The organism is Mycolicibacter sp. MU0083 (assembly GCF_963378075.1).
In the GTDB taxonomy this organism is placed as follows: Bacteria; Actinomycetota; Actinomycetes; order Mycobacteriales; family Mycobacteriaceae; genus Mycobacterium; species Mycobacterium kokjensenii.
Genome location: NZ_OY726394.1, coordinates 2,440,453 through 2,466,836, shown reverse-complemented (window position 1 = coordinate 2,466,836; position 26,384 = coordinate 2,440,453). Strand labels below are relative to the sequence as shown.

At 68.9% G+C, this 26,384-nt stretch carries 29 protein-coding genes and 4 tRNA genes; 14 read left to right on the top strand and 19 right to left on the bottom strand.

Translation table 11 applies throughout. From position 1 onward, the window contains the following. Positions 1–155: 155 nt before the first annotated feature. Positions 156–458 (top strand): DUF4193 domain-containing protein, encoded by a 303-nt coding sequence (locus RCP38_RS11410; RefSeq protein ID WP_013829371.1) that lies wholly within the window; start codon positions 156–158, stop codon positions 456–458. Between the two features lie 21 nt (positions 459–479). On the opposite strand, the gene RCP38_RS11405 is transcribed toward RCP38_RS11410, so the two are convergent. Continuing rightward, on the bottom strand, positions 480–965 hold the full coding sequence (locus tag RCP38_RS11405) for a DUF3093 domain-containing protein (protein WP_308473077.1): 486 nt from the start codon (positions 963–965) through the stop codon (positions 480–482). A gap of 25 nt (positions 966–990) precedes the next feature. Between RCP38_RS11405 and dut the strand changes: the two genes are divergently transcribed. Both dut and RCP38_RS11395 read left to right on the top strand, forming a co-directional pair. Then, complete coding sequence (gene dut, locus RCP38_RS11400; RefSeq protein WP_308473076.1) at positions 991–1,455, top strand: dUTP diphosphatase; 465 nt, start codon at positions 991–993, stop codon at positions 1,453–1,455. Between the two features lie 43 nt (positions 1,456–1,498). Beyond that, positions 1,499–2,332: a DUF3710 domain-containing protein gene (locus RCP38_RS11395; protein ID WP_308473075.1), complete on the top strand. Its 834-nt coding sequence runs from the start codon at positions 1,499–1,501 to the stop codon at positions 2,330–2,332. On the opposite strand, the gene RCP38_RS11390 is transcribed toward RCP38_RS11395, so the two are convergent. Further along, a complete protein-coding gene (locus RCP38_RS11390; protein ID WP_308473074.1) occupies positions 2,319–3,008 on the bottom strand; it encodes an alpha/beta hydrolase in 690 nt (229 codons plus the stop codon). The genes RCP38_RS11395 and RCP38_RS11390 overlap by 14 nt on opposite strands. 127 nt (positions 3,009–3,135) lie before the next feature. On the opposite strand from RCP38_RS11390, the gene RCP38_RS11385 reads away from it, so the two are divergent. Both RCP38_RS11385 and RCP38_RS11380 read left to right on the top strand, forming a co-directional pair. Beyond that, positions 3,136–3,507 carry an OB-fold nucleic acid binding domain-containing protein gene (locus RCP38_RS11385; RefSeq protein WP_019735637.1) on the top strand — a complete coding sequence of 124 codons (372 nt, stop codon included), beginning with the start codon at positions 3,136–3,138 and terminating at the stop codon, positions 3,505–3,507. A 28-nt stretch (positions 3,508–3,535) separates the two neighbouring features. Then, complete coding sequence (locus tag RCP38_RS11380) at positions 3,536–4,213, top strand: DUF3159 domain-containing protein (protein ID WP_308473073.1); 678 nt, start codon at positions 3,536–3,538, stop codon at positions 4,211–4,213. Here RCP38_RS11380 and RCP38_RS11375 read toward each other — a convergent pair. Together RCP38_RS11375 and RCP38_RS11370 are read right to left on the bottom strand one after the other, a co-directional pair. Then, positions 4,199–4,861 carry a potassium channel family protein gene (locus RCP38_RS11375; protein ID WP_308473072.1) on the bottom strand — a complete coding sequence of 221 codons (663 nt, stop codon included), beginning with the start codon at positions 4,859–4,861 and terminating at the stop codon, positions 4,199–4,201. The two genes, RCP38_RS11380 and RCP38_RS11375, sit on opposite strands and share 15 nt — an antisense overlap. Next, the gene (locus RCP38_RS11370) at positions 4,858–5,526 is read right to left on the bottom strand and encodes a potassium channel family protein (protein WP_308473071.1); all 669 of its coding nucleotides are present in this window, start codon (positions 5,524–5,526) and stop codon (positions 4,858–4,860) included. The genes RCP38_RS11375 and RCP38_RS11370 overlap by 4 nt, the downstream gene beginning before the upstream one ends. A 104-nt stretch (positions 5,527–5,630) precedes the next feature. On the opposite strand from RCP38_RS11370, the gene RCP38_RS11365 reads away from it, so the two are divergent. From RCP38_RS11365 to dxs, 3 genes are all read left to right on the top strand, one after another. After that, a complete protein-coding gene (locus RCP38_RS11365; protein WP_308473070.1) occupies positions 5,631–7,628 on the top strand; it encodes an APC family permease in 1,998 nt (665 codons plus the stop codon). Continuing rightward, complete coding sequence (locus RCP38_RS11360; protein WP_308473069.1) at positions 7,625–8,800, top strand: class I SAM-dependent RNA methyltransferase; 1,176 nt, start codon at positions 7,625–7,627, stop codon at positions 8,798–8,800. The genes RCP38_RS11365 and RCP38_RS11360 overlap by 4 nt, the downstream gene beginning before the upstream one ends. A gap of 110 nt (positions 8,801–8,910) precedes the next feature. After that, on the top strand, positions 8,911–10,824 hold the full coding sequence (dxs, locus tag RCP38_RS11355) for a 1-deoxy-D-xylulose-5-phosphate synthase (RefSeq protein WP_308473068.1): 1,914 nt from the start codon (positions 8,911–8,913) through the stop codon (positions 10,822–10,824). Here dxs and RCP38_RS11350 read toward each other — a convergent pair. From RCP38_RS11350 to RCP38_RS11340, 3 genes are all read right to left on the bottom strand, one after another. Continuing rightward, the gene (locus RCP38_RS11350; RefSeq protein ID WP_308473067.1) at positions 10,821–11,237 is read right to left on the bottom strand and encodes a PACE efflux transporter; all 417 of its coding nucleotides are present in this window, start codon (positions 11,235–11,237) and stop codon (positions 10,821–10,823) included. The two genes, dxs and RCP38_RS11350, sit on opposite strands and share 4 nt — an antisense overlap. Positions 11,238–11,395: 158 nt before the next feature. After that, positions 11,396–12,658 carry a ribonuclease D gene (locus RCP38_RS11345; protein ID WP_308473066.1) on the bottom strand — a complete coding sequence of 421 codons (1,263 nt, stop codon included), beginning with the start codon at positions 12,656–12,658 and terminating at the stop codon, positions 11,396–11,398. Positions 12,659–12,660: 2 nt separating this feature from the next. Further along, the gene (locus tag RCP38_RS11340; RefSeq protein ID WP_373692511.1) at positions 12,661–13,197 is read right to left on the bottom strand and encodes a DUF3000 domain-containing protein; all 537 of its coding nucleotides are present in this window, start codon (positions 13,195–13,197) and stop codon (positions 12,661–12,663) included. A 232-nt stretch (positions 13,198–13,429) separates the two neighbouring features. Between RCP38_RS11340 and hemE the strand changes: the two genes are divergently transcribed. The 3 genes from hemE (at position 13,430) to hemQ (ending at position 16,750) form a co-directional block, all read left to right on the top strand. Further along, entirely contained in the window at positions 13,430–14,491 is a 1,062-nt protein-coding gene (hemE, locus tag RCP38_RS11335) for a uroporphyrinogen decarboxylase (RefSeq protein WP_308473064.1), read from the top strand. Beyond that, positions 14,488–15,849 (top strand): protoporphyrinogen oxidase, encoded by a 1,362-nt coding sequence (locus tag RCP38_RS11330; protein WP_308473063.1) that lies wholly within the window; start codon positions 14,488–14,490, stop codon positions 15,847–15,849. Before hemE ends, RCP38_RS11330 begins: the two co-directional genes overlap by 4 nt. Positions 15,850–16,048: 199 nt before the next feature. Further along, positions 16,049–16,750: a hydrogen peroxide-dependent heme synthase gene (hemQ, locus tag RCP38_RS11325; RefSeq protein ID WP_308473062.1), complete on the top strand. Its 702-nt coding sequence runs from the start codon at positions 16,049–16,051 to the stop codon at positions 16,748–16,750. 12 nt (positions 16,751–16,762) lie between these two features. Here hemQ and msrB read toward each other — a convergent pair whose 3' ends face one another. The 4 genes from msrB to RCP38_RS11305 are packed head-to-tail and all read right to left on the bottom strand — an operon-like array spanning position 16,763 to position 20,871. Then, entirely contained in the window at positions 16,763–17,170 is a 408-nt protein-coding gene (msrB, locus tag RCP38_RS11320) for a peptide-methionine (R)-S-oxide reductase MsrB (protein ID WP_308473061.1), read from the bottom strand. After that, positions 17,167–18,492, bottom strand: a complete 1,326-nt coding sequence (gene aftC, locus RCP38_RS11315; protein ID WP_308477218.1) for an arabinofuranan 3-O-arabinosyltransferase — start codon at positions 18,490–18,492, stop codon at positions 17,167–17,169. Before aftC ends, msrB begins: the two co-directional genes overlap by 4 nt. Before the next feature lie 8 nt (positions 18,493–18,500). Further along, positions 18,501–20,078, bottom strand: coding sequence for an alpha/beta fold hydrolase (locus RCP38_RS11310; protein ID WP_308473060.1), 1,578 nt, complete (start codon positions 20,076–20,078; stop codon positions 18,501–18,503). A gap of 10 nt (positions 20,079–20,088) precedes the next feature. Next, the gene (locus RCP38_RS11305; RefSeq protein WP_308473059.1) at positions 20,089–20,871 is read right to left on the bottom strand and encodes a pyrimidine reductase family protein; all 783 of its coding nucleotides are present in this window, start codon (positions 20,869–20,871) and stop codon (positions 20,089–20,091) included. A 34-nt stretch (positions 20,872–20,905) separates the two neighbouring features. Here RCP38_RS11305 and zapE point away from each other — a divergent pair, with 34 nt between their 5' ends. After that, positions 20,906–21,961: a cell division protein ZapE gene (gene zapE / locus RCP38_RS11300; RefSeq protein ID WP_308473058.1), complete on the top strand. Its 1,056-nt coding sequence runs from the start codon at positions 20,906–20,908 to the stop codon at positions 21,959–21,961. Between the two features lie 100 nt (positions 21,962–22,061). Here the strand turns inward: zapE and RCP38_RS11295 are convergent, their stop codons facing one another. Further along, positions 22,062–22,595, bottom strand: a complete 534-nt coding sequence (locus tag RCP38_RS11295) for a hypothetical protein (RefSeq protein ID WP_308477216.1) — start codon at positions 22,593–22,595, stop codon at positions 22,062–22,064. Between the two features lie 100 nt (positions 22,596–22,695). Then, complete coding sequence (locus RCP38_RS11290; RefSeq protein ID WP_308473057.1) at positions 22,696–23,223, bottom strand: DUF4352 domain-containing protein; 528 nt, start codon at positions 23,221–23,223, stop codon at positions 22,696–22,698. 190 nt (positions 23,224–23,413) lie between these two features. Here RCP38_RS11290 and RCP38_RS11285 point away from each other — a divergent pair, with 190 nt between their 5' ends. Beyond that, a complete protein-coding gene (locus tag RCP38_RS11285; RefSeq protein ID WP_308473056.1) occupies positions 23,414–23,677 on the top strand; it encodes a hypothetical protein in 264 nt (87 codons plus the stop codon). Between the two features lie 41 nt (positions 23,678–23,718). Here RCP38_RS11285 and RCP38_RS11280 read toward each other — a convergent pair whose 3' ends face one another. From RCP38_RS11280 to RCP38_RS11260, 5 genes are all read right to left on the bottom strand, one after another. Beyond that, entirely contained in the window at positions 23,719–24,003 is a 285-nt protein-coding gene (locus RCP38_RS11280; RefSeq protein ID WP_308473055.1) for a ribosome modulation factor, read from the bottom strand. Continuing rightward, entirely contained in the window at positions 24,000–24,281 is a 282-nt protein-coding gene (locus RCP38_RS11275) for a hypothetical protein (RefSeq protein WP_308473054.1), read from the bottom strand. Before RCP38_RS11275 ends, RCP38_RS11280 begins: the two co-directional genes overlap by 4 nt. A 192-nt stretch (positions 24,282–24,473) precedes the next feature. After that, a tRNA-Val gene (locus tag RCP38_RS11270) sits at positions 24,474–24,548 on the bottom strand. A 17-nt stretch (positions 24,549–24,565) separates the two neighbouring features. Beyond that, positions 24,566–24,636: transfer RNA gene (locus RCP38_RS11265), tRNA-Cys, on the bottom strand. A 30-nt stretch (positions 24,637–24,666) separates the two neighbouring features. Beyond that, positions 24,667–24,739: transfer RNA gene (locus RCP38_RS11260), tRNA-Gly, on the bottom strand. Positions 24,740–24,899: 160 nt separating this feature from the next. On the opposite strand from RCP38_RS11260, the gene RCP38_RS11255 reads away from it, so the two are divergent. Further along, positions 24,900–24,971 (top strand) — tRNA-Val (locus RCP38_RS11255). A 409-nt stretch (positions 24,972–25,380) separates the two neighbouring features. Here RCP38_RS11255 and RCP38_RS11250 read toward each other — a convergent pair. After that, the gene (locus RCP38_RS11250) at positions 25,381–26,268 is read right to left on the bottom strand and encodes a metal-dependent hydrolase (protein ID WP_308473053.1); all 888 of its coding nucleotides are present in this window, start codon (positions 26,266–26,268) and stop codon (positions 25,381–25,383) included. Between the last annotated feature and the right edge of the window lie 116 nt (positions 26,269–26,384).

The following is a 26,384-nucleotide window of genomic DNA, read 5'->3' as shown; positions in this document are numbered from 1 at the left end:
GGGCGCGCACGGCGGAGATAACCGTGGTCAGGCTCGTATTGTGATACAAATCACAGTTGATCTGGACACGATCCGGGCACGAATCATTTGGTGGATGCGTTCGACGCTGGTACAAAGCTCGCGCAGGTATACGAGGGGACTGAGGGGAGAAGACCATGGCTACCGATTACGACGCCCCGCGGCGCACCGAGACCGATGACGTTTCCGAGGATTCGTTGGAGGAACTCAAAGCGCGGCGTAACGAGGCGCAGTCCGCCGTGGTCGACGTCGACGAATCCGAGTCGGCGGAGTCCTTCGAACTGCCCGGCGCCGACCTGTCGGGTGAAGAGCTTTCGGTGCGCGTCGTTCCCAAGCAGGCCGACGAGTTCACCTGTTCGAGCTGCTTCTTGGTGCAGCACCGCAGCCGGCTGGCCAGCGAGAAGAACGGTGTGATGATCTGCACCGACTGCGCGGCCTGAGCGCAGCCGGTCCCGTACCGCTCAGTCCTGCAGCGCCGCCAGCATCCGCTGCGGATGCCGGCAGCTGACCAGCCAGTACGGCGTCGGGTCGTCCGGGTCGTCGAGGACGATCAACGCCAGCGGGCCCACCCATCCGCGGTGTACGACGAACGCCGCGGGATCGAGTTGGCGGCCCAGCGCTGCGGATTTGGCCGACGCCGGGACCTCGGCGACACGTGCGATCACGGTCGCGGGCAGATGCGCGTCGCCCACCCACAGCTGGTTTTCCCCACCGCTGGAGGTGACCCGGACCTTGACGCGGCCCAGCCACAGCAGGGCGGCGACGGTGATCGCGAAGAAGACGGCGAAGGGCAGCCAGCCCGGCAGTGAGCGCAGGCCCATCCGGACCACGTAGGCCATCAGGCCGGTCCCGAAGAAGCCCAGCGGCCACCACCACCACGGAACCCAGAGTTGTTCGCTGTACCGCACTGTTTGCGATGTCCGGTGGTTCACACGCGATCCCGACATCCGGCTAAGAGTAGTCTTGCGCCTCGTGTCGCCCAGTCTTGCGGTTGTTCGTCTCGATCCGGATCTGCCGTTGCCGAGTCGTGCTCATGCCGGTGATGCCGGCGTCGATCTCTTCAGCGCGGTCGATATCGAGTTGGATCCGGGCCAGCGCGCCCTGGTACCCACCGGTATTGCGGTTGCGATCCCGTTCGGCATGGTCGGATTGGTGCATCCACGGTCGGGTTTGGCTGCGCGGGTTGGTCTTTCGATCGTGAACAGTCCGGGCACCGTCGACGCGGGCTATCGTGGTGAGATCAAGGTGTCGTTGATCAACCTCGACCCGGCCACGCCGATCGAGATTCACCGCGGCGACCGGATCGCCCAGTTGCTGGTGCAGCGGGTGGAGCTGGTGGAACTGGTCGAGGTGGCGTCGTTCGACGAGGCCGGGTTGGCTCCGACGACCCGCGGCGCGGACGGGCACGGCTCCTCGGGCGGGCATGCGAGTTTGTGACGGCTGTGATGGCGAAGCGATGTAAGGAAGATGGGCGGCGGTAATGGCATTCGGTAGAGGCAAAGGCAAGCGCGGGGCCGGTAAACCGGTGGACGCCGCCCCGGAAGCCTCCGGCGAGCCCGACGAACTCGATGTCACCCCGGAGCCCGAAGCCGACGAGCTCGAGGGCCCCTTCGACATCGAGGATTTCGACGACCCCGCGATGGCGGCGGCAGCGCGGCTGGATCTGGGGTCGGTGCTGGTGCCGATGCCGCCGGGCGCCCAGGTCCAGGTCGAGTTGAGCGAGACCGGGGTGCCCAGCGCGGTGTGGCTGGTGACGCCCAACGGTCGATTCAACATCGCCGCCTACGCCGCGCCCAAGTCCGCGGGGCTGTGGCGCGAGGTGGCCGGCGAACTGGCCGACGCGCTGCGGCGGGACAACGCCAACGTCAGCGTCGTCGACGGTCCGTGGGGCCGGGAGGTCGTGGGCTCGGCGACCGGCGCGGTCCGATTCATCGGCGTCGACGGTTACCGCTGGATGGTGCGTTGTGTGATCAACGGGCGGCCCGAAACCATGGATCTGCTGGCCCAACAGGCGCGCGAGGCCCTGGCCGACACGGTCGTCCGCCGCGGTGACACGCCGCTTCCGGTGCGCACGCCGCTACCGGTGCGACTGCCCGAGCCGATGGCCGAACAGTTGCGGGCGGCCGCCGCTCAGCAGGCGGCGGCCCAGCAGGCCGCTGCTCAGCAGGCGACGGCCCAGCAGATGGCGGCCGCCGAGCAGTACACCGGTGGCATCATGCCCAGCGGCGGCGGGGACATCCCCCCGGCCCCGACGGCCCGCCGCAGCGTGGAGGGATCCGCGATGCAGCAGCTGCGCACCATTACCGGCGGCTAGCCTGCTCGAGTGCGGTCAGCGCGGCGGCCCCCAGCGCGGCCGGGTCGGCTCCGATCTGGTCCAACGTGACGGTGCACAACGCCGCCCGCGGTGCGGCGGCCACCCACTCGGAGGCCACCTGCAACGGATGCACCGCGTCGTCGACCGCCGCGGTCACACCCATCGGCACGGCCAGGGACGCCAATTCGGCGTAGGTCGGCGCGACATAGGCCGCCGCCTCATCGAGTGCGTCGGGCAGTTTCGGCCACTGGGCGGTCCAGGACCGGGTCAACTCGTCACCGAGCCAGGCCGGGCTCGATGCCCGCATCTGTGCCACCACCGCGGCCAGGCCCTCGCTGCGCAACTGTTCGGCGCTGTAGCGGGCGGCGTGGGCGGCCGGCGCCTCGTCGGGGACACCGGCCCACGCGGGCAGTGCGGCCAGCACGCCGACCGCGCGGTCGGGATGACGCAGCGCCCATGCGGCGGCCACCGCCGCGCCGATCGACACGCCGCCGGCGATGATCGGGCCGTCGCGTTCGGCCGCGGTGTCCAGCGCCGCCAGATATCCCTCGACGAGCCGTCCCGGCTGCGGTCGGTGGGTGACCAACTCGACGCCCACCTGCTGCAACGGGGAGGAGAACGCCCGCCGGATGTAGTCGTCGTCGGATCCGGTCCCCGGCAGCAGGACAGCCGTCACACCGCGTAAAACCAATGCCGCCTCGTGATCGTTTCGGGTGTTGTCAGCCACCCGGTAGGCCGGTCGTGTGGCATTAGGTAATCAACAGGTCTACCGTAGCGTGCGCACACGATTGAGGGAGAGGGCAATGGCTGCTCCGAAAGAGTACCTGCGCCGGCTGACTCGGCGATTGACGGAAGATCCCGAGCTGCGTGACGTCGAGGAGTTGTCCGACGAGGCGCTCAACACCGGTGCGCAGCGCGCCATCGACTGCGAACGCGGCCAAGAGGTCACCATGGTCGGCGTGTTGCGCAGCGTGGAGGCCAACGCCAAGGGGTGTGTGGGAGGTGTCCGCGCCGAACTGTTCGACGGCACCGACACCGTGACACTGGTGTGGCTGGGGCAGCGGCGGATCCCCGGAATCGACTCCGGGCGCACCCTGCGGGTGCACGGTCGGCTGGGCAAGCTCGAAAGCGGCTGCAAGGCCATCTACAACCCGCACTACGAAATCCAGCAGTGATCGCGCCTCCCACCGGGACGGCGCAGCGATGACCGAGGACTTCAGCAGTGAAGGCGCCCAGGGGCCACAGCGGCTGCTCGAGCAGATCGGTGGAGTAGCCGGGCTGATCTACTCCTCGCTGCCCATCGTGGTGTTCGTCCCGACATCCAACTTCTTGGGACTGCGGGCCGCGGTCCTGGCAGCGCTGGGGGTGGCGGCAGCGGTGCTGGTGTGGCGGCTGTTGCGCCGCCAGTCCACTCAGCCGGCGGTATCGGGCTTCTTCGGGGTCGCCGTCTGTGCCCTGATCGCCTATCTGATGGGGGACTCCAAAGGCTATTTCCTGCTGGGAATCTGGACGTCGCTGCTGTGGGCGGTGGTCTTCGCCGGTTCGATAGTGGTCCGTCGTCCCGCGGTGGGCTACATCTGGACCTGGACCAGCGGCCAGGCCCGGGCCTGGCGGGAGTTGCGCTCGGCGGTCTACGCCTACGATCTGGCGACGCTGACCTGGGTGCTGGTGTTCGGCTCGCGTTTCGTGGTCCAGCGGTTGCTCTACAACGCCGACGAGACCGGGTGGCTGGGGGTGGCGCGGATCGCGATGGGCTGGCCGTTGACGGCCGTCGCGGCGGTGGCCACCTACCTGGCCGTCAAGCACGTGCAGCGACTCCTCGACGCCCACCTCGCCGCCGACGACGAAGGCGAGTGCGAGGCCCGGTCAGTGCGCCGGTAGCAGCAGGGCGCGCAGTTCGCCCTCGACGCCGTCGGATGCGACGAACAGCAACTCGTCGCCGCCTTCGAGGGGCTCGTCGTCCTGCGGCACGATCACCCGGGCACCGCGCAGGATCGTCACCAGCGCGGCGTCGCGCGGCAGCGCCAGCTTGCGTACCGGCTTGCCGCCCCAAGGGGTGTCGTCGGGCAGGGTGATCTCCAACAGGTTGGCCTGCCCTTTGCGGAACTCCATCAGCCGGACCAGGTCCCCGACCGCAACGGCTTCCTCGACGAGCGAGGCGAGCATGCGCGGTGTGGAGACCGCCACATCCACCCCCCAGGCGTCGGTGAACAGCCATTCGTTGCGGGGATCGTTGACCCGGGCCACCACTCGGGGGACCGCGAACTCGGTCTTGGCCAGCAGCGACAACACCACGTTGGCCTTGTCGTCGCCGGTCGCGGCGATCACCACGTCGAAGGTCTCCAGGCGTACCGACTCCAGCAGGCTCAGCTCGCAGGCATCACCCAGTTGCCAGTGCGCCTCGGGGATGTCGTCGGCGTCGAGGTGTTCGGGATTGCGCTCGATCAACGTCACCTGATGGTCGCTGTCGAGCAGTTCCCGCGCGATCGACCGGCCCACCGCGCCGGCGCCGGCCACCGCCACCTTCACTGCAGGTCCTCACTCGGCGGCAGTGCGGCGATCGCGATCGCCTCGGCGACCCTGCCGGACACCGCCACGATGTACACCTGGTCACTGGCCTGGATCACCGTTCTGGGCTCGGGTAGCACCCCGGTCCCGAACCGGATCAAGAACGCCACCCGCGCATTGATGGACGCCTCCAGATCGGTGACGGGACGCCCGATCCAGTCCTCGTGCAGGACCACTTCGGCCACCGCGACGGTTCCGGTGGGGTCACGCCATTTGGTGGTCTCGCTCTCCCGGGTCAGCGCGGCCAGCATCCGGTCGGTGGTCCAGGGCACGGTGGCGATGGTCGGAATACCCAGGCGCTCGTAGACCGCAGCGCGTTTGGCGTCGTAGATACGGGCGACGACGCGCGACACCCCGAAGGTCTCCCGGGCCAGCCGCGCCGCGATGATGTTCGAGTTGTCACCCGAGGACACCGCGGCGAACGCGCCGGCATCCTCGATACCCGCCCGCAGCAGTACATCGCGGTCGAATCCCATGCCGAGCACCCGCTCACCGTTGAACTCCGGGCTGAGCCGGTTGAACGCGGTGCTGTCCCGGTCGATGATCGCGACCTCATGGCCGATCCGGGACAGTCCGTCGGCGACCGAGGCGCCGACCCGGCCGCAACCCATCACAACTACCCGCACGTGCAAGGTCCTTTCGGCGGCGTTTCGGCAGTCTTTCGACCGGAGTGGTACCCGTATCCGGTGAACGCTACCGCCAGGGCCGACCTGGCTTACCCTTGGCTCTCGTGTCGAAGATATCCACCGCTGCGCGGCGCCTGGTCCTAGGTCGTCCGTTCCGCAGCGACCGGCTCAGCCAGACGCTGTTGCCCAAACGGATCGCGCTGCCGGTGTTCGCCTCCGACGCGCTGTCTTCGGTGGCCTACGGGCCCGAAGAGATCTTCCTGGTGTTGTCGGTGGCGGGTCTTGCGGCCTACCGGTTGACGCCCTGGGTCGGGTTGGCGGTGGCATTCGTGTTCATCACGGTGGTGGCCTCCTACCGCCAGAATGTGCACGCCTATCCCTCCGGCGGTGGCGACTACGAGGTGGTCACCACCAACCTGGGATCCACCGCGGGCCTGACCGTGGCCAGTGCGCTGATGGTGGATTACGTACTGACGGTCGCGGTCTCGATCTCGTCGGGGATCGCGAACATCGGCTCGGCGATACCGTTCATCGCCGATCACAAGGTCGCCTTCGCGGTGGGGACGGTGATCGTGGTGGCCGCGGTGAACCTGCGGGGGATCCGGGAATCGGGCACCGCGTTCGCCTTCCCGACGTATGCGTTCATGGTCGGGGTCTTCGTCATGCTGGGGTGGGGGCTGTTCCAGATCTTCGTGCTGGACCACCCGCTGCAGGCCGAGTCCGCGGATTTCAAGATCCACTCGGCACAGGGCGAGATGGTCGGTATCGCACTGGTCTTCCTGGTCGCGAAATCGTTCTCGTCGGGCTGTGCGGCATTGACCGGGGTGGAGGCGATCAGCAACGGTGTGCCGGCCTTCCGCAAACCCAAATCCCGCAATGCGGCCACCACGCTGCTGATGCTCGGGGCCATCGCGGTGACCATGATGATGGGCATCATCGTGCTGGCCCGCCAGACCGGGGTCAAGATCGCGGCGAGGCCCCACGAACAGCTGATCGGGGCTCCCGACGACTACGACCAGAAGACCCTGCTCGCCCAGTTGGCCGAGACCGTGTTCCACGGTTTCCCGCCCGGGCTGTGGATCATCGCCGGAGTGACCGCGCTGATCCTGGCGCTGGCCGCCAACACCGCGTTCAACGGGTTCCCGGTGCTGGGCTCGATCCTGGCCCAGGACTCCTACCTGCCACGCCAACTGCACACCCGCGGCGACCGGTTGGCCTTCTCCAACGGCATCGTGTTCCTGGCCGTGGTGGCCATCGCCTTCATCGTGGCGTTCCGCGCCGAGGTGACCGCGCTGATCCAGCTCTACATCGTCGGGGTGTTCGTCTCCTTCACACTCAGCCAGATCGGTATGGTCCGGCACTGGAACGCCTTGCTGCGCACCGAGACCGACCGGGCCGCACGGGCCACCATGCAGCGTTCCCGGGTGGTCAACACCATCGGTTTCCTCGCCACCGGGATCGTGCTGATCGTGGTGATCGCCACCAAGTTCGTCGCGGGCGCCTGGATCGCGATCGTGGCGATGTCGGCGCTGTTCGTGCTGATGAAGATGATCCGCCGCCATTACGACGCGGTGAGCGTCGAACTGGAGGCCCAATCGGCCGCCGTGGAAGACCAGTCGGTGTTGCCCAGCCGCAACCACGCCCTGGTGCTGGTGTCCAAGCTGCACCTGCCGACGCGGCGCGCCCTGGCCTACGCCCGCGCGACCCGGCCGGACTCGCTGGAGGCGATCACCGTCAGCGTCGACGACACCGAGACACGCGCGCTGGTGCGCGGGTGGGAGGATAGCGACATCACCGTCCCGCTCAAGGTGATCGCATCGCCCTACCGTGAGGTGACCCGGCCGGTGCTCGAATACGTCAAACGCATCAGTAAGGAGTCGCCGCGCACCGTGGTGACTGTCTACATCCCCGAATACGTGGTGGGCCACTGGTGGGAACAGCTGCTGCACAACCAGAGTGCGCTGCGGCTCAAGACCCGACTGCTGTTCATGCCGCAGGTCATGGTGACCTCGGTGCCGTGGCAGCTGAACTCCGCCGAGCGCCGCAAGGTGCTGGCGCCCCACCGCGCACCCGGCGACACCCGGAGAGGCTTCGAACAGTGATCGATCAGGAGCTGATCCTGACCACCGAGGCGCCCGCGAACGGCGGCAGTTGCATCGCGCGCCATGACGGGCGCGTGGTGTTCGTGCGTTACGCACTGCCGGGCGAACGCGTGCGGGCCCGGATCACCGCCGAGCGGGGTGCCTACTGGCACGCCGAATGCGTCGAGGTGCTCGAGGCGGCGCCCGGCCGCATCGACTCGCTGTGCCCGATCGCCGGAGTCGACGGCGCCGGCTGCTGTGACCTGGCGTTCGCCGATCCGGATGCGGCCCGGGCGCTCAAGGGCGAAGTGGTGTCCAACCAACTGGAACGGCTCGGCGGTCACCGGTGGCAGGGCGCGGCCGAACCGCTCGGCACCGACGGGCCGACGGGCTGGCGCAGCCGGGTGCGGCTGGACGTGGGGGCCGACGGGCGGGCCGGATTCCACCGATATCACAGCGATGAACTGGTCACCGACCTGCACTGCGGCCAGCTGCCGGGGGGTATGACCAAGGGCCTGGCCGACCGGACCTGGCGGCCCGGTGACCACCTGCACGTCGCCGCCGACGACGACGGCGTGCGCCACGTGGTCAGCACCGGGCGCGGGCACCGTCCCGAAGTACTCGAGGGCGACTATCACGCCACCCAGTGGGTGGGGCGCCGACGCTGGCAGATCCCGGTGACCGCCTTCTGGCAGGCACACCGCCGGGCGGCGACGGTCTACAGCGCCCTGATCGCCGAATGGGCGCAGGCCGGCACCGGCGGCACCGCCTGGGACCTGTACGGCGGGTCGGGGATCTTCGCCGCGGCGCTGGCCGAGTCGGTGGGGGAGACCGGCAAGGTCGTCAGCGTCGACACCTCGCGCGCGGCCACCGGCGCCGCCCGGGTCGCGCTGGCCGATCTGCCGCAGGTGTCGGTGCACACCGACTCGGTGCGCCGCGTGCTGAGCGCCCAGAGCGCCGCCGCCGACGTCGCGGTACTGGACCCGCCGCGGGCCGGCGCCGGACGTGAGGTGATCGACCTGCTGGCGGCCGCCGGCGTGCCGCGCCTGGTACACATCGGTTGCGAGGCGGCGGCGTTCGCCCGCGACATCGGGCTCTACCGCGGGCACGGGTACACCGTCGAACAGATCCGGGTGTTCGACGCGTTCCCGCTGACCCACCACATGGAGTGCGTGGCGCTGCTGACACGGTGACCGCCGCACCGTCGAGACCGACGTTTTGCAGGCGGCCACTCGGACTTTCCCGGCGAAACGTCGGTCTCGCCGGATGGGTGGCCGGCCGCAGTCATGCGTAGACTGGCCGGATGCTTGAAGGGATCCGCGGCCCCGCCGATCTGCAGTACCTGTCGCAGGCACAGCTGACCGATCTGGCGGTGGAAATCCGTGAGTTCCTGATCCACAAGGTCGCTGCGACCGGTGGCCACCTGGGGCCGAACCTGGGTGTGGTGGAACTGACGCTGGCGCTGCACCGGGTGTTCGACTCCCCGCACGACCCGATCATCTTCGACACCGGCCACCAGGCCTACGTGCACAAGATGCTCACCGGGCGCAGCCCCGACTTCGACACCCTGCGCAAGAAGGGCGGGCTGTCGGGTTACCCGTCGCGCGCCGAGAGCGAACACGACTGGGTCGAATCCAGCCACGCCAGCGCAGCACTGTCCTACGCCGACGGACTGGCCAAAGCCTTCGAACTGACCGGGCACCGCAACCGTCACGTGGTGGCCGTGGTCGGTGACGGCGCCCTGACCGGCGGCATGTGCTGGGAGGCGCTGAACAACATCGCGGCCGGCAACCGCCCGGTCGTGATCGTGGTCAACGACAACGGCCGCAGCTACGCGCCCACCATCGGCGGTTTCGCCGACCACCTGGCCGCGCTGCGCCTGCAGCCCGCCTATGAGCGGCTGCTGGAGCGCGGGCGCAGCGCGATCCGCGGTCTGCCCGTCGTCGGCGAACTGGGCTACCAGGTGATCCACAGTGTCAAAGCGGGCGTCAAGGACGCACTGGCGCCGCAGGCGCTCTTCACCGATCTGGGCCTGAAATACCTGGGGCCGATCGACGGCCACGACGAAGCGGCGGTGGAATCCGCGCTGCGCCGCGCGCGAGGCTTCGGCGGGCCGGTGATCGTGCATGTGGTCACCCGCAAGGGCAAGGGCTACGGTCCGGCCGAGAACGACGAGGCCGAGCAGATGCACGCCTGCGGCGTGATCGACCCGGTGACCGGGTATGCCACCGAATCCTCCGGGCGCGGCTGGACGTCGGTGTTCTCCGACGCGCTCATCGACTACGGGACCAAACGTCGCGACGTGGTGGCGATCACCGCCGCGATGCCCGGCCCGACCGGACTCGCGCCGTTCGGCCAGCGGTTCCCGGATCGGATGTTCGACGTCGGGATCGCCGAACAGCACGCGGTGACGTCGGCGGCCGGGCTGGCGATGGGCGGCCTGCACCCGGTGGTGGCGGTCTACTCGACGTTCCTCAACCGTGCCTTCGACCAGCTGATGATGGACGTCGCCCTGCACCGGCTTCCGGTCACCCTGGTCCTGGACCGGTCCGGGATCACCGGATCCGACGGCGCCAGCCACAACGGGATGTGGGATCTGTCCATTCTCGGGATCGTGCCGGGCATGCGGGTCGCCGCACCACGCGACGGGGCCCGCCTGCGCGAAGAACTCGGCGAAGCGCTGGACGTCGGGGATGGTCCCACCGCGCTGCGCTTCCCGAAAGGTGAAGTGGGCGAAGATATTCCCGCCATCGAGCGGCGGTCGGGGGTGGACGTGCTGGCGGTCCCCGCCGAAGGGTTGTCGCAGGATGTCCTGCTGGTGGCGGTGGGTGCCTTCGCGTCCATGGCGCTGGCGGTGGCCGATCGGCTGCGCAATCAGGGCATCGGGGTGACCGTGGTCGACCCGCGCTGGGTGTTGCCGGTGCCCGCGGTGCTGGCCGAGTTGGCCGACGCACACAAACTGGTGGTCACCTGCGAGGACAACGGTGCGGCCGGCGGCGTCGGCTCGGCGGTGTCGGCGGCACTGCGCCACGTCGAAGTCGATGTGCCGTGCCGCGACGTCGCGCTGCCGCAGCGTTTCTACGACCACGCATCGCGGGGTGAACTGTTGGCCGAGATCGGCCTGACCGCGCAGGACGTGGCCCGCCAGATCACCGGTTGGGTGGCGGCGATGGGCAGCTGCAACTGCGTGGAAGAGGTCAGCGAGCAGCTGGATTAGGCCGCGTTCCCACGGGGCGGCCACACCGTGTCGAACAGCCACGCGAACACGAAGGTGTAGCCGAGGAAGAAGGCCAGCAGGCCGATCTCCAGGCCGAACGCCTGCAGCAGGGATACCTTCAGCAGCCAGGACACCAGCGGCAACAGCAGCAGCACCAACCCGCCTTCGAAGCCGAGGGCGTGCACGATCCGACGTCGCACGGTGCGGGTCGGGGAGTGCTGCCGATGCTCCCACGCTTCGAACACGGTGGTCCAGAGGTAGTTCCACAGCATCGCAACCGTCGACGCCGCCACCGCCAGCGCGCCCGATCGGCCGCCGCCGAACCCCAGCAGGGTGAGACCCCAGGTGGTCAGCGCAACGGCGACCAACTCGTAGCTGACGACGTAGACGATCCGGCGAAACGCTGGTGACATGGGGCCTCCACGGTAAAACCATGGGAAGTCCGCAAGGGTTCGCGTCCACGGTGCGGTTGCGATGAGCGGCGCCGATCAAAGACGGCATTCGGCTGCTCGTGCACAGAGTCTAGCAACGGCATCGTGCGCCGGCCGGTGAGCGTGAGTACCGCCGCCGATCAGCGCTCGGGGGCCGCGTCACCCAGGGCGGCGCCCAGCACCGGCACCGTCAGTTCCCGCTGCCAGGGGCGTGCGCCGCCCTCGGCCAGGAATTCCTCGATCACCGTGGTGATCTCGGCCGACGGCGGCTTCCAGTCCCAGCACAACCGGCGCACCAACTCCGGCGTGAGCAGGTTCTCGGTCGGCACGTTCACCCGTTCCGACACCGTGCTCAGCGCGGCGCGGGCCGCCTCCAGCCGAGCGGCCGCTTCGGGCTTGCGCCGGGACCAGCGTGACGGCGGCGGGGGACCGCTGTTGGACTCGGGGGCTTCCAGCGGTTCCCGGCTGTCGCGGGCGGTCGCCAGTGCGCCCAGCCACATCTGGGCGTTGCGGCGTTGCTTGGGTCCGCCGAAGACCGGCAGGGCGATCAGTTCCTCGACGGTGGTGGGGTTGGCGACGGCGGCGGCGATGATCGCGGAGTCCGGCAGGATGCGTCCCGGCGCGATATCGCGGCGCGCGGCGATCCGATCGCGGACCGTCCAGAGTTCCCGCACCGCGGCCAGGCCGCGCCGATCGCGAACCTTGTGGATACCCGAGGTGCGCCGCCAGCGGTCGCGCCGTGTGGTCGTGGCGAAGTCGGTGATCCGAAGATGATTGAATTCCTGTGCCGCCCAATCGGTTTTACCTTGATCGGCCAGCTCCGCGGCGACCGCGTCGCGCAGTTCGATGAGAACCTCGACATCGAGGGCGGCATAGTTGAGCCAGTCGGCGGGAAGCGGTCTTTTCGACCAGTCGGCGGCGCCGTGGCCCTTGGCCAGTCCCAGGCCCAGCAGTCGCTGCACCATCGCGGCGAGGTTGACCCGGTCGAAACCGGCCAGTCGACCGGCCAATTCGGTGTCGTAGAGCGCTTTGGGCCACATCCCCACCTCGGCGAGGCAGGCCAGGTCCTGATCGGCGGCGTGCAGGATCCACTCGTCGTCGTCGAGCACCTCGGCGACCGGGCGCAGCAGGGCGGCGGGATCCTCTCCGGCTCCGACCGGGTCGATGAGCACGGTGCCCGCGCCGGCCCGCCGGATCTGGATCAGGTAGGCCCGATTGGAGTAGCGGAAACCCGACGCCCGCTCGGCATCCACCGCGAACGGCCCCCGACCGCCGGCCAGTTGGTCGGCGGCGGCACCGATCTGGCGCGCGGTGACCGACACCTCCGGCACCCCGTCCGCGGGATGCACCAACGGCGTCGGCTCTGGCTCGTCTGCGGTGGATTCGGTGATCTGCTCGGACATCGTCAGGCGCGGGTTCGCGAACTCAGGTCGGTGATACCCACCGGCGGCAGGCCGGCGGCGTGTTCGAGCACCTCGCAGAACGCCTGGACGTGGGTGCTCAACTCGGGTGTGGTCGCCGTCCACGACGCACGCAGCTCCAACTGGTGCCCACGCGGCGGACCGGAGATGTCGCCGTAGCGCACCGAGGTGGTGGCGGTGACGGTCCCGCCCAAGGCGGTGACGTGCTCGGTGCGGGCACCCAGCGCGTCCACCAGCCAACTCCACGCGACTTCGGGCAGCAGTGGGTCGATCGCCTCGTGCGGATCCAGGTCGGCCTGGATGAATGCCACCATCCGCATGGTGCCGTCCCAGGCGTCGGTGCCGTCCGGGTCGTAGAGCAGGATCAGCCGCCCGAAGGCGTCGCCCTCGGAGTCCTCCGGGACGAACTCGGTTTCGGGATGTTTGACCTCGGCACCCAGCGCGTAGCTGTACGGTGCCAACCGCTGCGGAGGCCGGATCGGCCCCAATTCGATCTCCGATCGCACGGTCGCGGCGTGCATCGTCGCCACCGCTTCCCGGAATGGGGCAGGCTCGGCTGATGTCACGGGTGCCGCTCCTTAACTGATCGCTGTGCGCCGCGTCGCCGGCGTCCGGCCCCAAGGGTTCACTTGCGCACCGCTGCGACGCGGGTCACCGAATTCCACGCTAACCCCCGGCGCCGATCGGGGCGGACAGGCGCGCCGAATCGGGACGGTTCGGGTGTGCGGGGAGGGCGTGGCAGCATTGGGCGTGATGAGTGCGCGTCGTGAACTGCCTGATTCCCCGTACCTGGCCGCTATCGCCGGCCGCGAGCCCCACCGGGTTCCGGTCTGGTTCATGCGGCAGGCCGGTCGTTCCCTGCCGGAATACCGCGAGCTGCGTGCCCAGCACAGCATGCTGGCGGCCTGCTTCGATCCCGAACTGGTCTGCGAGATCACCCTGCAGCCGGTGCGCCGGCACGGGGTCGACGCCGCGATCCTGTTCTCCGACATCGTGGTGCCGCTGCGCGGCGCCGGGGTGGACCTGGACATCGTTCCCGACGTCGGGCCGGTGATCGCCGACCCGGTGCGCAGCGCAGCCGACGTGGCCGCGCTCAAACCACTGGAACCGCAGCAGGTCAGCGCCGTCGCCGAGGCGGTATCGCTGCTGGTGGGCGCCCTCGGGGAGGTGCCGCTGATCGGCTTCGCCGGCGCGCCGTTCACCATGGCGTCCTACCTGGTCGAGGGCGGACCCAGCCGCACCCACGCCCGCACCAAGGCGATGATGCAGGCCGACCCGGACAGCTGGCATGAGCTGATGACCCGGCTCACGGATCTGACCATCGCATTCCTGGCCGTGCAGCTCGATCACGGCGTGGATGCCATCCAGCTGTTCGACTCCTGGGCCGGAACGCTCTGCCTGGCCGACTACCGCCGCTTCGTGGCACCGCACAGTTCGCGGGTGTTCGCCGCCCTGGCGGACCGCGGGGTGCCGATGACGCACTTCGGGGTGCACACCGGCGAGTTGCTGGGTGCCATGGCAGACGCGATGCGGCCGGCTCCGGCCACCATGGTGGGGGTGGACTGGCGGACGTCGCTGATCGACGCGGCCGCCCGCGTCGGTCCCGGCACCGCCCTGCAGGGCAATCTGGATCCCGCGGTGCTGCTCGCGGGCTGGCCGGTGGTCGAACGGGTCGCCCGGGGGGTGGTCGCCGACGGTCGTGCCGCGGTCGCCGCCGGGGCCTCCGGCCACGTGTTCAACCTCGGGCACGGGGTTCCTCCCGAAGCCGACCCCGGTGTGTTGACCGACCTGGTGACGCTGGTCCACTCCCTGTGACCGTGTCGTACTGCATCGTCGGGGGTGGGATCTCCGGTCTGGCCGCCGCCCACCGGCTGCGTGCCACGCTCGGCGATGGAGTCGACATCACCGTCTTCGATCCGGCTGACCGGCTCGGCGGAATCCTGCGGACCGAGACCCTGGGCGGCCTGAACGTCGATGTGGGTGCCGAGGCGTTCGTCGCCCGCCGGCCCGAGGTACCCGCGCTGCTGAGCGAGCTGGGCCTGGCCGCGCGGCAGCGCGGCACCACCGGGGTACGGCCGCTGCTGTACAGCCGTCGACTGCTGCATCGGTTGCCGGCGGACACCCTCAACGGCATCCCGTCCTCGCCGGAGTCGATGGCCGGCCTGGTCGACGCGGAGACCCTTGCACGCATCCACGGGGAGCCCGGTCGCCGGCTGGACTTCGAACCGGGCAGTGACCCGGCACTGGGCGAGTTGGTCGCGGACCGCTTCGGTGAGCAGGTGGTCTCCTGCTCGGTGGACCCCCTCATCGGTGGGGTGTATGCGGGTTCGGCGGCCACCGTCGGACTGCGCTCGGCCGTCCCGGGCCTGGCGACCGCGCTCGACGACGGCGCGCCCAGCCTGACCGAGGCGGTGCGGCGGGCGCTGCCACCGAACACCGGCACCCCGGTGTTCGGTGCGATCGCAGGCGGATATCGGGTCCTGGTCGACGCCCTGGTCCGCAGCGCCCGGCCGCGTTGGGTGCAGTCGGCGGTGACACAGATCGATCCGGTCGACGACGGCTGGCTGCTGCGGGATGCCGGCGGCGGCCACCATCGCGCCGACCGGGTGATCGTCGCGGTCCCGGCCCCGGTGTTGGCCCGGCTGGCGACCGGGTTCGCGCCGCGCGCCGCGGCGGCGGCCAGCCGGATCGGCAACGCCTCCTCGGTGGTGGTGGCCATGGCGGTGCCCGCCGGCGCGCCGTTCCCGGACAACTCCGGGGTGCTGGTGGCCACCGGTGAGCGACTGCACTCCAAGGCGATCACCCTGACCTCGCGCAAGTGGGGCGACCGCGGGCACGGCGGCAGCGTCGAGGTGCTGCGGATGTCCTTCGGCCGGTTCGGCGATTCCCGCACCGGTGTCTCCGACGCGGAACTGGTTGCATGGTCGGTGCAGGACCTGGCGGCCGTCTTCGGTGTCTCGGTGGACCCGATCGAGGTACGCGTACAGCGTTGGCCTGCAGCGATGCCGCAATACCGGTCGGGGCACGCCGCTCTGGTCACCGGGTTGCGCGCCGCGTTGCCACCCACGGTGGCGGTGGCCGGCAACTACCTCGACGGCATCGGGGTGCCGGCCTGTATCGCCGCGGCCGATCGCGCGGTGGCGGCCGTCATCAGCGCCACCCCGGCGCCCTAAGAGTTGGCGGTGGCCCGCGTCGCCCGGCTCCGCCGCGCTTGCGACCACCGCGTAGAACATGGCGGTGGCCCGCGTCGCCCGGCTCCGCCGCGCTTGCGACCACCGTGTAGAACATGGCGGTGGCCCGCGTCGCCCGGCTCCGCCGCGCTTGCGACCACCGCGTGGCACCTTCGCGTCGGATCGTGGCAGCATATGAGCCATGGCGCACCTCGACTACGACAAGTTGAACTCCACTCTCCGCTACGTGATGTTCTCGGTCTTCTCGGTCAACCCGGGCGGACTCGACGAGAGTTCGGAAAGCCGCGAGGCGATCGCCGACCAGACCGCGACCTTCCTCAAACAGCAGGAAGAGCGGGGCGTGGTGATCCGCGGCATCTACGACGTCGCCGGGTTGCGCGCGGACGCCGACTTCATGATCTGGTCGCACGCCGAGCGCATCGAAGACCTGCAGGCCACCTACTCCGGTTTCCGCCGCACCGCGCTGGGGCGGCTCTGCGACCCGGTGTGGAGCAACGTCGCCCTGCACCGGCCCGCCGAGTTCAACCGGAGCCACGTCCCGGCGTTCATCGCCGGTGAACCGGCCGGGGACTACATCTGCGTGTACCCGTTCGTGCGGTCGCTGGAGTGGTACGTGCTGCCCGAGGAGGACCGTCGGCGGATGCTGGCCGAACACGGGATGGCCGCCCGGGAGTACAAGGACGTCCGGGCGAACACCGTGCCGGCGTTCGCGCTCGGCGACTACGAATGGATCCTGGCCTTCGAGGCGCCCGAACTCGATCGCATCGTCGACCTGATGCGCGACCTGCGGAACACCGAGGCGCGCTTGCACGCCCGCGAAGAGACCCCGTTCTTCACCGGTCCGCGGGTCGACGTCGAGAAGTTGGTGGCCGCACTGCCGTAGGCCACCGGCCGCTCAGCCTTTCGGCACCAGCCGCAGGCAGATCGAGTTGATGCAGTAACGCTGGTCGGTCGGGGTGGGGTAGCCCTCACCGGTGAACACGTGCCCCAGATGGCTGTGGCACGACGCGCACAGCACCTCGGTGCGCCGCATCCCCAGTGAGTCGTCCGAGCGCAGGATCACCGCGTCGGAGTCGGCCGGGTCGAAGAACGACGGCCACCCGCAGTGCGAATGGAATTTCTCGCTGCTGCGGAACAATTCGGCGCCGCACGCTCGGCACTCGTAGACACCCTCGGTGGTGGTGTCGGTGTACTCACCGGTGTTGGGCGGCTCGGTGCCGGCGCGGCGCAGCACCGCGAACTCCTGCGGGGTGAGCTTGGCCCGCCACTCGTCGTCGGACAGGGACACCTTGGGAGACGTCATGCCTCCACGTTAGTCTTCGCCGGCCCGGTCGCCAGCCAGGCCGGATCGATCCCGTCGTCGAGCCTGCCCTGTTCGCGTGCGTCGAGGTAGCGGTAGCACAACACGGTGCACACCACGATCAGCAGCAGCGACCAGCCGTAGGTGATCTTGAGGTAGTCCAGTGGGCGACCGACGTTCATCCAACGGAAGATCAGCCACTTGTCCAGCGTCATGAAGCCGTACACGGCCAGCCATGCCGGCCAGTTGCGCAGCACCGAGTTCGGCAGCACCACCGTCATCAGGAACGGGAGCAACACGATCGAGTAGTAGCCCTGCCCCAGCGACAACACCAGGAACGATGCGGTCAGCACCACGCCGGAGGACGTCAGCATCCAGAACCGGGCATCACGGGTGCGGTAATAGCGGTAGAGCAGCCACAGGCTGACCCCGGCGAGCACGACGAACAGCACCCGCAGGAACAAGATCAGCGCGGGCGGCAGACCGAAATAGACGCCGTTGCCCAGGATCGAGGAGTTGAAGTAGTCGCGGGTGCCCATGATGTAGGGCACGGTCTGGGTGAAATAGCTCTTCGGATCGCTGGCCATCGGGTAGGCCACCACGTTGAACAGCACCGGCACGGTGATCGCGCCGACGAACGGGCGCCACTGCCTGCTGAGCAGGGGCAACAACAGCAGCGGTGCCAGTACCGGTTTGACCACCAGGGTCAGCCCGATCGCGATACCGGCCCACCACTGCCGGCTCGCCCGGCCGTCGAGCAGCCAGCGCAGGAACAGCACCTCGGCCAACAGGATCACGCCGTTGATGTTGGTGAACACCAGTGTGCTGCTGACACTCTCGGTGAGAAACATCGCCGCGAGCAGCGCGGGGGCCGCGACCGACCCCAGCCCGAAACCGAACATCCGCAGCAGCAGGTACGCCGCGAGCACGATCGCAAGCGTGTTGGTGGCGATGAACGTGTAGCGCGACAGCATCTCCGGCAGATAGCCGAACGGCGACATCAGCAGCGTGCCGCCGGGAGAGTACAGATAATGCGGGTCGACGTAGTCGAAGTGCTCGTTGTAGATGTCCAAGCCGTGCCGGAAGTTCAGCACCGCCCGGTAGACCGGTTTGAAGTCGTCGGTGATGTTGCCGTTCAGGGGCAGCACGACGGCCCGGTGGATCAACGACATGATGGCGATGGGCCACAGCACCGAACGCAGCACCGTCGCGGTAGTGGGTGCGGTCGTCGGGGGCCGGAACGCGGCCAGCAGGGCGGTGCCCGCCCGGTTCAGGAAGGAGTCGGCTGCCGTCACCAGCGAACCGTACCGCGGACCGGTCCCCAGGGGCCGGATCAGGCCGGGCAGTACACGTCGGTTTCGGGTAGTGCGCCGCTGTCCAGGTAGCCGATCAGCGGGGGCAGCGTGCATGACGAATACACCGCGGCCCCGTGCCCGATGCCCTGCCACATCACCCGCTTGCTGGCCGTGCCGGCGTTGATTACGGCGGCGGCGGTGGCCGCCACCCCTTCCTCGCCGACGATCGGATCGTTCTGCACACCCAGGAGCAGGACTTCGACGTTGAGCTCCTTGGGCGGTTCGGGAGTGCTGCTACTGGGCCAGCTCAGGCACTGCGCCATGTCCAGGGCGCCGACCGTGCCGAACTGCGGGTACTCCTTGCCCCAGGCGACCACCAGTTCGCGGATACGGTCCGGGGTGGGCCGATTGAGTGCGTCGGCGCAGAAATTGATGAAGTGGCCGTCGCCGCCGGTGATGCCCTCGGCCCGGTTGATCAAGTTGGTCAGCAGGTTGGCGTCACCGCTATTGGCAGCGGCCAGTGCTCTGGCCAGTTCGTTGGTGCTGCTCACCCGGTCGCCGGTCGGATACCCCAGGCTGGTGACGATGGCGTTGGTGACCGCCGCCACCGAAGCACCGCCGGGGCCGTGCCCGGCACGAGCCGACGCCAACAGCGCGTCGACGGCTGCTTTCGGGTCCGGTCCCAGCGCACAGTCCACCGCGACGCACTGCGCGACGAACACCTCGAACGCCGCTTCCTGCCCCTTGACCCGCTGCTCGGCGGCCGCTTCGGCGGCCACCCCGAGGGGGATGGGGGAGTCCAGCGCCAACCGGGCCACCTTGCCGGGATGGGATCCGGCGTAGGCCAGTGCGATCTGGGCGCCGTTTCCGATACCCAGCAGCGCCAGCGCGGGAACATCCCAGATGCTGCGCAGGCGTTCGAGGTCGGTCGCGGCGTGGGCGTTGTCGTAGGACGATTCGCCGGGGGAGATGGAATCGGTGCAGTCGGTGGTCGCTTCCGTCGTCACCGTGGTCAGATTGGCCACCGGGTCGTCGCCGGGCGCGAACTGCGCCTGGTTCCACATGGTGTCGCGCTGCCCGCGGTCACGGCAGTCCACCGGGCTCGACATCCCGGTGCCGCGGCGGTCCACCGCGATGATCGGATGACTCTTGAGCACGTCGGCTCCGCCGCGGGACAGCCAGATCGGCAGCTGCAGCGACGACGGCAGATCCCAGCCGGTGGTGAACACGATCGGCCCGGCATCCGCCGGTGTCTGCACCGACCGGGCCCGCACCACCCCGATGCCGATGGAGGTCGAACTGTTGCCGAGCGGGTCGATGTCGGCGTCGTAGCTGGCGCAGTCCAGCCGCACCCCGGGGGTGGGCGGCGCCGCGGCGTCACCGAACACCCGGGCCGTGCAGTCATGCCAGGGCAGGTCGTTCTTGGGTACCTCGATCTGCGGCGGCCCGGACTGCTCCACGGTGGACTCGGGTTGGCCCTGCGGGCCGGCGCCGGAGTCGGTGGCGAAACGCGGATCGGCGGCCAGCCCCGGCGCACATCCGCTCAGCGCCGGTGCGGACCCGGCCAGCACGGCCACCACCACCGCGAGCCGGGCGAACCTCGAAAAGCTGGTCATGCCTGTCACCTTATAGGCGCGGGCTTTTGACGTAGCGTCCGTAGAGGTAGCCGGATTCGTCGGTGAGCAGGTGTGCGCAGCGCATCGGGGTGGTCAGTTCGCCCGGGCCGGTGGCGATGCGGCGGGCCAGACCGCCGACCAGGTAGGGCGCCACGGTCAGACACAGTTCGTCGAGCAGTTCACGCTCGATGAACGAACTCAACAGGGTCGGGCCGCCCTCGGTGAGCACCCGGTACAGATCGCGCCGAGCCAATTCGGCCAGCACCGCCGTCTCGTCGACCCGCTGGGGATCGGAGCCCGAGCACGCCACGACTTCGGCGCGGCCGGACAGGCTCCGCCGGGTATCGTCGGCGACCGCCGCACAGGTCAGCACCAACGGCGCCAGTTCGGTGTCGGTGAACACCCGCAGGTCGCGGTCCAGTTGCCCGGACCGGCTCACGATCGCCAGTCGAGGTACCTCGGTCTGCCCGCGTTCACGGCGGCTCGCACGCTGCGCGACGCCGAGCCGCGCGCCGCCGTAGTTCTCGACCCGAATCGTGCCCGCCCCCACCAGGACGACATCGGCCAGCGCCCGCAACAGCATGAACAGGGCACGGTCGCCCGGTCCGGCCAGGCCGCCGGAGGTGCCCGCCACGGTCGCACCGCCGTCGATGCTCCCGATGAAGTTGGCCCGCACCCACATCGTCGGGCCGCCGGTGTCGGGATAGCCGTACAACCGGCCCAGTTCGGCGTCATCGACGGGCCCCGAAGAGCCCAGCAGGGAGAATCCGGGGTCGGCGCTCTGATCGGACATGATCTCGATTGCACCATGCGACTAGAGTTCGTGGGTGTCCAATCCTGCCACTGAGTCTCTCGACCGCCTGGTGGACAGGCATCCGGCGGTGTCGCCGGAACGCTTGATCGCCCAGCTCACCCCGCCGCCGACGTTCGACGGAGCCAGCTTCGACAGCTACCGGCCCGACCCGTCGCAGCCCACCCAGGCCGCCGCGGTAACCGCCTGTACCGCGTTCTGCGAGCAGGCGCTGGTCCGGCGCGCGGGACGACGCAAGCTGTTCGGCAAGCGGGAAGTGCTGCCGGGGGTGGGCATCTACCTCGACGGCGGATTCGGCGTCGGCAAGACGCATCTGCTGGCCTCGATCTACCGCCGGATCACCGATTCGGGCAGCGGCCGGGGCGCCGCCGAAGCACCGGGAACCGCCTTCGCGACGTTCATGGAGCTGACCCAACTGGCCGGGGTATTCGGTTTCACCGAATGCATCGAGTTGCTCGGCGGCTACACCGTGGTCTGCATCGACGAGTTCGAACTCGACGATCCCGGCAACACCACCTTGGTGTCGCGGCTGTTGTCCGAACTGGTGGCGCGCGGGGTGTCCATCGCCGCCACCTCCAACACCCTGCCCGATCAGCTCGGTGAGGGCCGCTTCGCGGTCCAGGATTTCCTCCGTGAGATCCACGCGTTGGCAAGCATTTTCAACCCCGTACGGGTCGACGGACCGGACTACCGGCACCGCGACCTACCGCCGGCACCGGAGCCGCCGTCGACGCAGGAGATCGCCCGGCGCGCGGCGGCACGTCCGGGGGCGACGCTGGATGACTTCGACGGGTTGTGCGAGCACCTGGCCACCATGCACCCGTCGCGGTACCTGACGCTGATCGAGGGCGTCGCCGCGGTGTTCCTCACCGATGCGCACCCCATCGACGACCAGAACGTGGCGCTGCGACTCGTGGCGCTCACCGACCGGCTCTACGACGCCGGCATCCCGGTGGTGGCGTCCGGGGCCAAGCTGGACCAGATCTTCAGTGCCGAGATGATGGCCGGCGGCTACCGCAAGAAATACCTGCGGGCGACTTCCCGGCTGCTGGCGTTGAGTAGCGGCGGCTAGCGCAGAGCCGAAGCTGGACCGCCGTATCCAACCCGGTGGTCAGCGAGGTTCGACGGAGGAGAGCCGAAGCTGGACCGCCGTATCCAACCCGGCGGTCAGCTCACAGGTTCCACTGCGCCAGGCGCAGCCCGGTGTTGCGCGACAGCATCACCACGTGAGTCACCAAGCCCCGGTAGACATCCCAGTAGACGCCGCCGTTGACGGTGGAACCGGCCGGGGCGTTGGTCAACACCGCGTCCAGAGTGGTCGGGTCATCGGTGTGCTTGGCGACGTAGGCGTCGCCACCGGGCGTGACGCCGTCGAAGGTCACCGAGGCCGCCATGATGTAGGGGTTGGGTACCGAGATCGGGTGGACGGTCAGGTTCGCCCGCCAGGGGCCACCCTGGTTACGCCAGCGCGGCGTCCCGTTCGCGCCCCAGCCGGGCGGGATCTCGGAAGGCACGACATCGTGCAGGGTCACGTCGGCGACAATCGGGCCGAACGCCTCATCGTGGTACTGGATGCGCAGGGTGTCGCCGATCCGCCCGATCGGTGCCTCCGGGGTGGTGGTCGGCGTGGCATGTGCGGCGGCCGGCACCATCAACGCCAGCGCGGTGGCGACGGAAGTGACCAGGCCCAGAATCCAGCGATGCATCATGTCCTCTTCGTTTGCTTGTGGGCATGATGGCACATCGCGTTGACCGGTGCAGCAGCCTTCGTCCGGGAGCGGGGCGATTCCGGCCGGTGACCGGCGATCAGTCGATGGTCCATTCCCCGGCGTCATCGGCGAATCCGGCCGACGGCACATATTTGACCCGCACCGGATCGACGCCGCGGGGCAGGGCGAACACCACGCAACCGCTGGCCGATTCGCCCGGGGCGAGGTGGAACACCCCGGAGTCGAAGTTCGTGCATTCCTCGACGTTCTTCAGGTCCGCGGCGTGGATCTGATCGTCGGAGCCGATGACCGACACGTTGATGTTGACCGATCCCTCGATCTCCGACGGCCCGGGATCGGTGATGGTGAACTTCGTTGCGAGGTAGCCCGTGTCGGGCTCGGCGCCGCTGCGAGTGGGCGTCGCGGGACGGATGACCCCGTCCAGGGTGACGACGACGTTGCTGCCGTCGGCGCGCGTCAGGGTCAGGGTGTCACCGGGGTGGGCGACCGGTCGCGCGGCGGCGGGCGGTTGCCCGTCGGCCGACTCGGCCTGGCCTGAACATCCTGCAACCGGGCCGGCGGCGAGCAATGCCGTCGCGGCGAAAGCGAGGACGGGTCGATTCATGCGGCTCACCTTTCACAGGTTGTCCCGTGTGTATCGCTGACGATTGTGCCGCCCACCCACTTGCCGGTCGGCTCCGGCCGGTGTTTGCCGGCGATCTGGCCGAATGCGCCGGTGGCCGATTGTGATCTTCGTTATAACGGAACCGTAGGTGCAGCTAACGCGGCTGTGCACGTTCGCAAAGGGGTGCAACATGCTCGAATCGCTGATCGCAGGCGCTATCGGGGGAGCATTGGGGGGCAAGGGTGCCGATGCGTCGGCAAAGATTCCCAGTCCTGGCGGTCTGGGCAGCCTGATCAGTGGCGGCCTGGGCGGTCTGGCCGGTGGCGGGCTGCTCAGTGGTGTCCTGGGCCCCGACGTCCTCGCGAACGCCGCCGGCAGCCTGGTGGGCGGGGGCGTGCTGGGCACCGTCGTCACCGCGTTGGTGGGCATGGTGCTGAAGGCGAACAAGGGGTAACCGGGGAACGCCGCCGCCCGGGCGCCACCGCGGCCCGGGTGTCAGGCGTGCCGGAGACGGCAGTGCGGCCCGCGCGGAAACGTCCGCTCGGAGCGCGGTGCGGCCGCGCTGCGACGGCCGGTGATCACCACCCTCGAACAGCAGTCCGGCGGCGTCGAGAAACAGCTGAGTGGTGCGCCGACGACGGATTCGAGCATCGACCGATAACCGAGCCGCCAGGCGCGCGCCAGCGTGTAATCCTCTCCGGCATAAGGATTCACGGCACCGACATAGGCGTTCCGTCCGTCGATCATCGCCTGCTTGATGGCGGCGGCCCGCGGTGTCACGGTGCGTCTTCCCGCCCGGCCGGCGGTTCCGGCGGCTGCTGCCGGACCGCGTCGCAGACCGCCCGGTGCACAGCTTCGCCGACCAGCACACCCAACGGGTTGCCGATGTTCGGGGACACCCACGGCCCGCAGTCATCGCCCCGGTCCACGAGTGCCGGGGTCCGTGGCGGAGGGTGGGGAACGGCACCGGCGGTGCCGTGGCTACCCAGGATGCCGGTGGCGACCGCCGCCCAGATGATCGCGTGGCGGACACGGCGTCGCCGTCGCAGGCCGGTCATCGGGAGTTACCGCTGGGGTGATCGGTGTTCATGGTGCGCACCGTAGCCGGGGGGTCGGACACCTGATCCGGGATCGCGGGGAACTCTCCGGGTGCGGGGAAGTCTGCGCGGCCGGTGCCGACCGCCTGTGCATGCCTAGCGCACGACTTATGGTTAGTGGCTCTAAGTAGAGCCTCCGACCTGCTTCGATCGTGGTGCGCGGTACTGGGATTGAACCAGCGACCTCTTCCGTGTCAGGGAAGCGCTCTCCCGCTGAGCTAACCGCGCTTAGAGCCTTGGGACGGAGGTGGAGACGGGAATCGAACCCGTGTGCACGGCTTTGCAGGCCGTTGCCTCACCACTCGGCCACTCCACCGCAAGGGGTTGATGCCACTTGACACCCTCGAGCGGATGACGGGATTCGAACCCGCGACCCTCACCTTGGCAAGGTGATGCGCTACCAACTGCGCTACATCCGCGTGCTACGAGCGAGATCGTCGCTCGTTGCGAAACGGAACATTAGCCCACTGATGTCAGACAACACAACTCTGCACGTCAGAGCGGCGAGTCGCGGGAAAGTGCCCTGCGCGTTGAGGCTTCGGGGCTTCGGCGTGCTAGTGTTCGTCCTCGTTCATCTCCGGTCTCGTAGCTCAGGGGGAGAGCGTCCGCCTCACACGCGGAAGGTCGCTGGTTCGATCCCAGCCGGGACCACAAGAAAGCCACCTGGTGACAGGTGGCTTTTTTCGTTTTCGGGCATGCTGCGCGGGCCCGGCCGGCGCGGTCCGGCGATGGTGGTGTCGGAGATCGCCGGGCGGGATCGCCGCGGGATCTTCTCGGCGGGCGCGCATCGCGCGGGGCTGCGCCGGCGTCGGGCGCACCGGCGTCGGGTGTGCCGGGGGGAGTCCGGTCGGATGGCCGACTCGGCGGTGCGCGACGGTCGTGTGGCGCGGGATGCCGGTGGCCCATTGATTGCGTAAATCGTTATCCAGCAACAAATATAGACGGGTCAATGCTCTCGAGTGGCGGTCTGTATCGATGAATTCCTAACGGCCAGTTGGATATTCACTAGCGTTATGGGTGTGTGTCGTAGCCTGAGGGTGGGGCTCGATCAGGATTTCGGTCAGCGCAGGTGGTCCTTGAGGTCCCCGTCGGGACCGAACAGTTTCGAACGCCAATAATCAAGCAAGTCAACGGTATTCACGTCATCGGGGTGAAATTCCGGGCGCAGGTATATCGCGGCGTCGCGCAGGAATCCCCGGAAGAACGGGCCGCGATACAGCGCAGTGATACCGCGCAGCACCTGGCGTGGACGACGGCGTGCAACCGGGTCTTTCGCTAGCGACACGGCCAGTCCGAGGGCGACGAGCGGAACGGTTGCGGCGATCAACACCGCCATCGCGATGATCCGGATCGCCTCGGAACCGCCGGCGGCGCGATAGAGGTCGAGCGCCACCGATTTATGCTCGAGTTCTTCGACCGCATGCCAATTCAGCAGGTTCCACACCTCGGGGCTGCCCGGAATGGCCTGGATTTCGCGGCTGGACAGGATGCGTTCGGCCAAGATCGCGGTGTAATGCTCCAACGCGGCGGTCTGAGCCAGGTGCACGAGGGCCGGAGTGCGGTTCTCGACACGAATTCTCCAGCGGTGCACCGCCTTGGAATCCTGCCAGCGAATCGGATAGCCCTCGCCGGCCAGCAGCTCGTTGAGGCGGCGGTGTTCTTGGCCGTGGGTGGACTCCTGGCCGATGAACCCGGCCACCCGCGACTTCAGCGCCGGATCGACCGTTCGGTCGGACATTCGGCGTACCGACCGGATGAAGGATTCCTCACCGGCCGGGAAGCCGCCGGACAGGCCGGCGAGAAAATGACTGAGCACCATGTCGCCGTCGGCGAAATACCTGCCGTATCCGTCGCCGTCGTCGACGCCGCGGTCGAATCGGAAGCGGATTCGGCGGGCCTTCGGATAGCCAGTGGAGTGACTCGAGCGCGCCGGATCGTGGCTCGTCATCGCAGGCAGTCCCTAACTGTGAGCGGTCTGGGCCCGAGCCTAGCCACGCCGGCGGCGATCGGCACGGCGAGCGCTCCGGCCGTCGGGGAGCGCCCGTCGGGGGCTGTCGGCGGGGC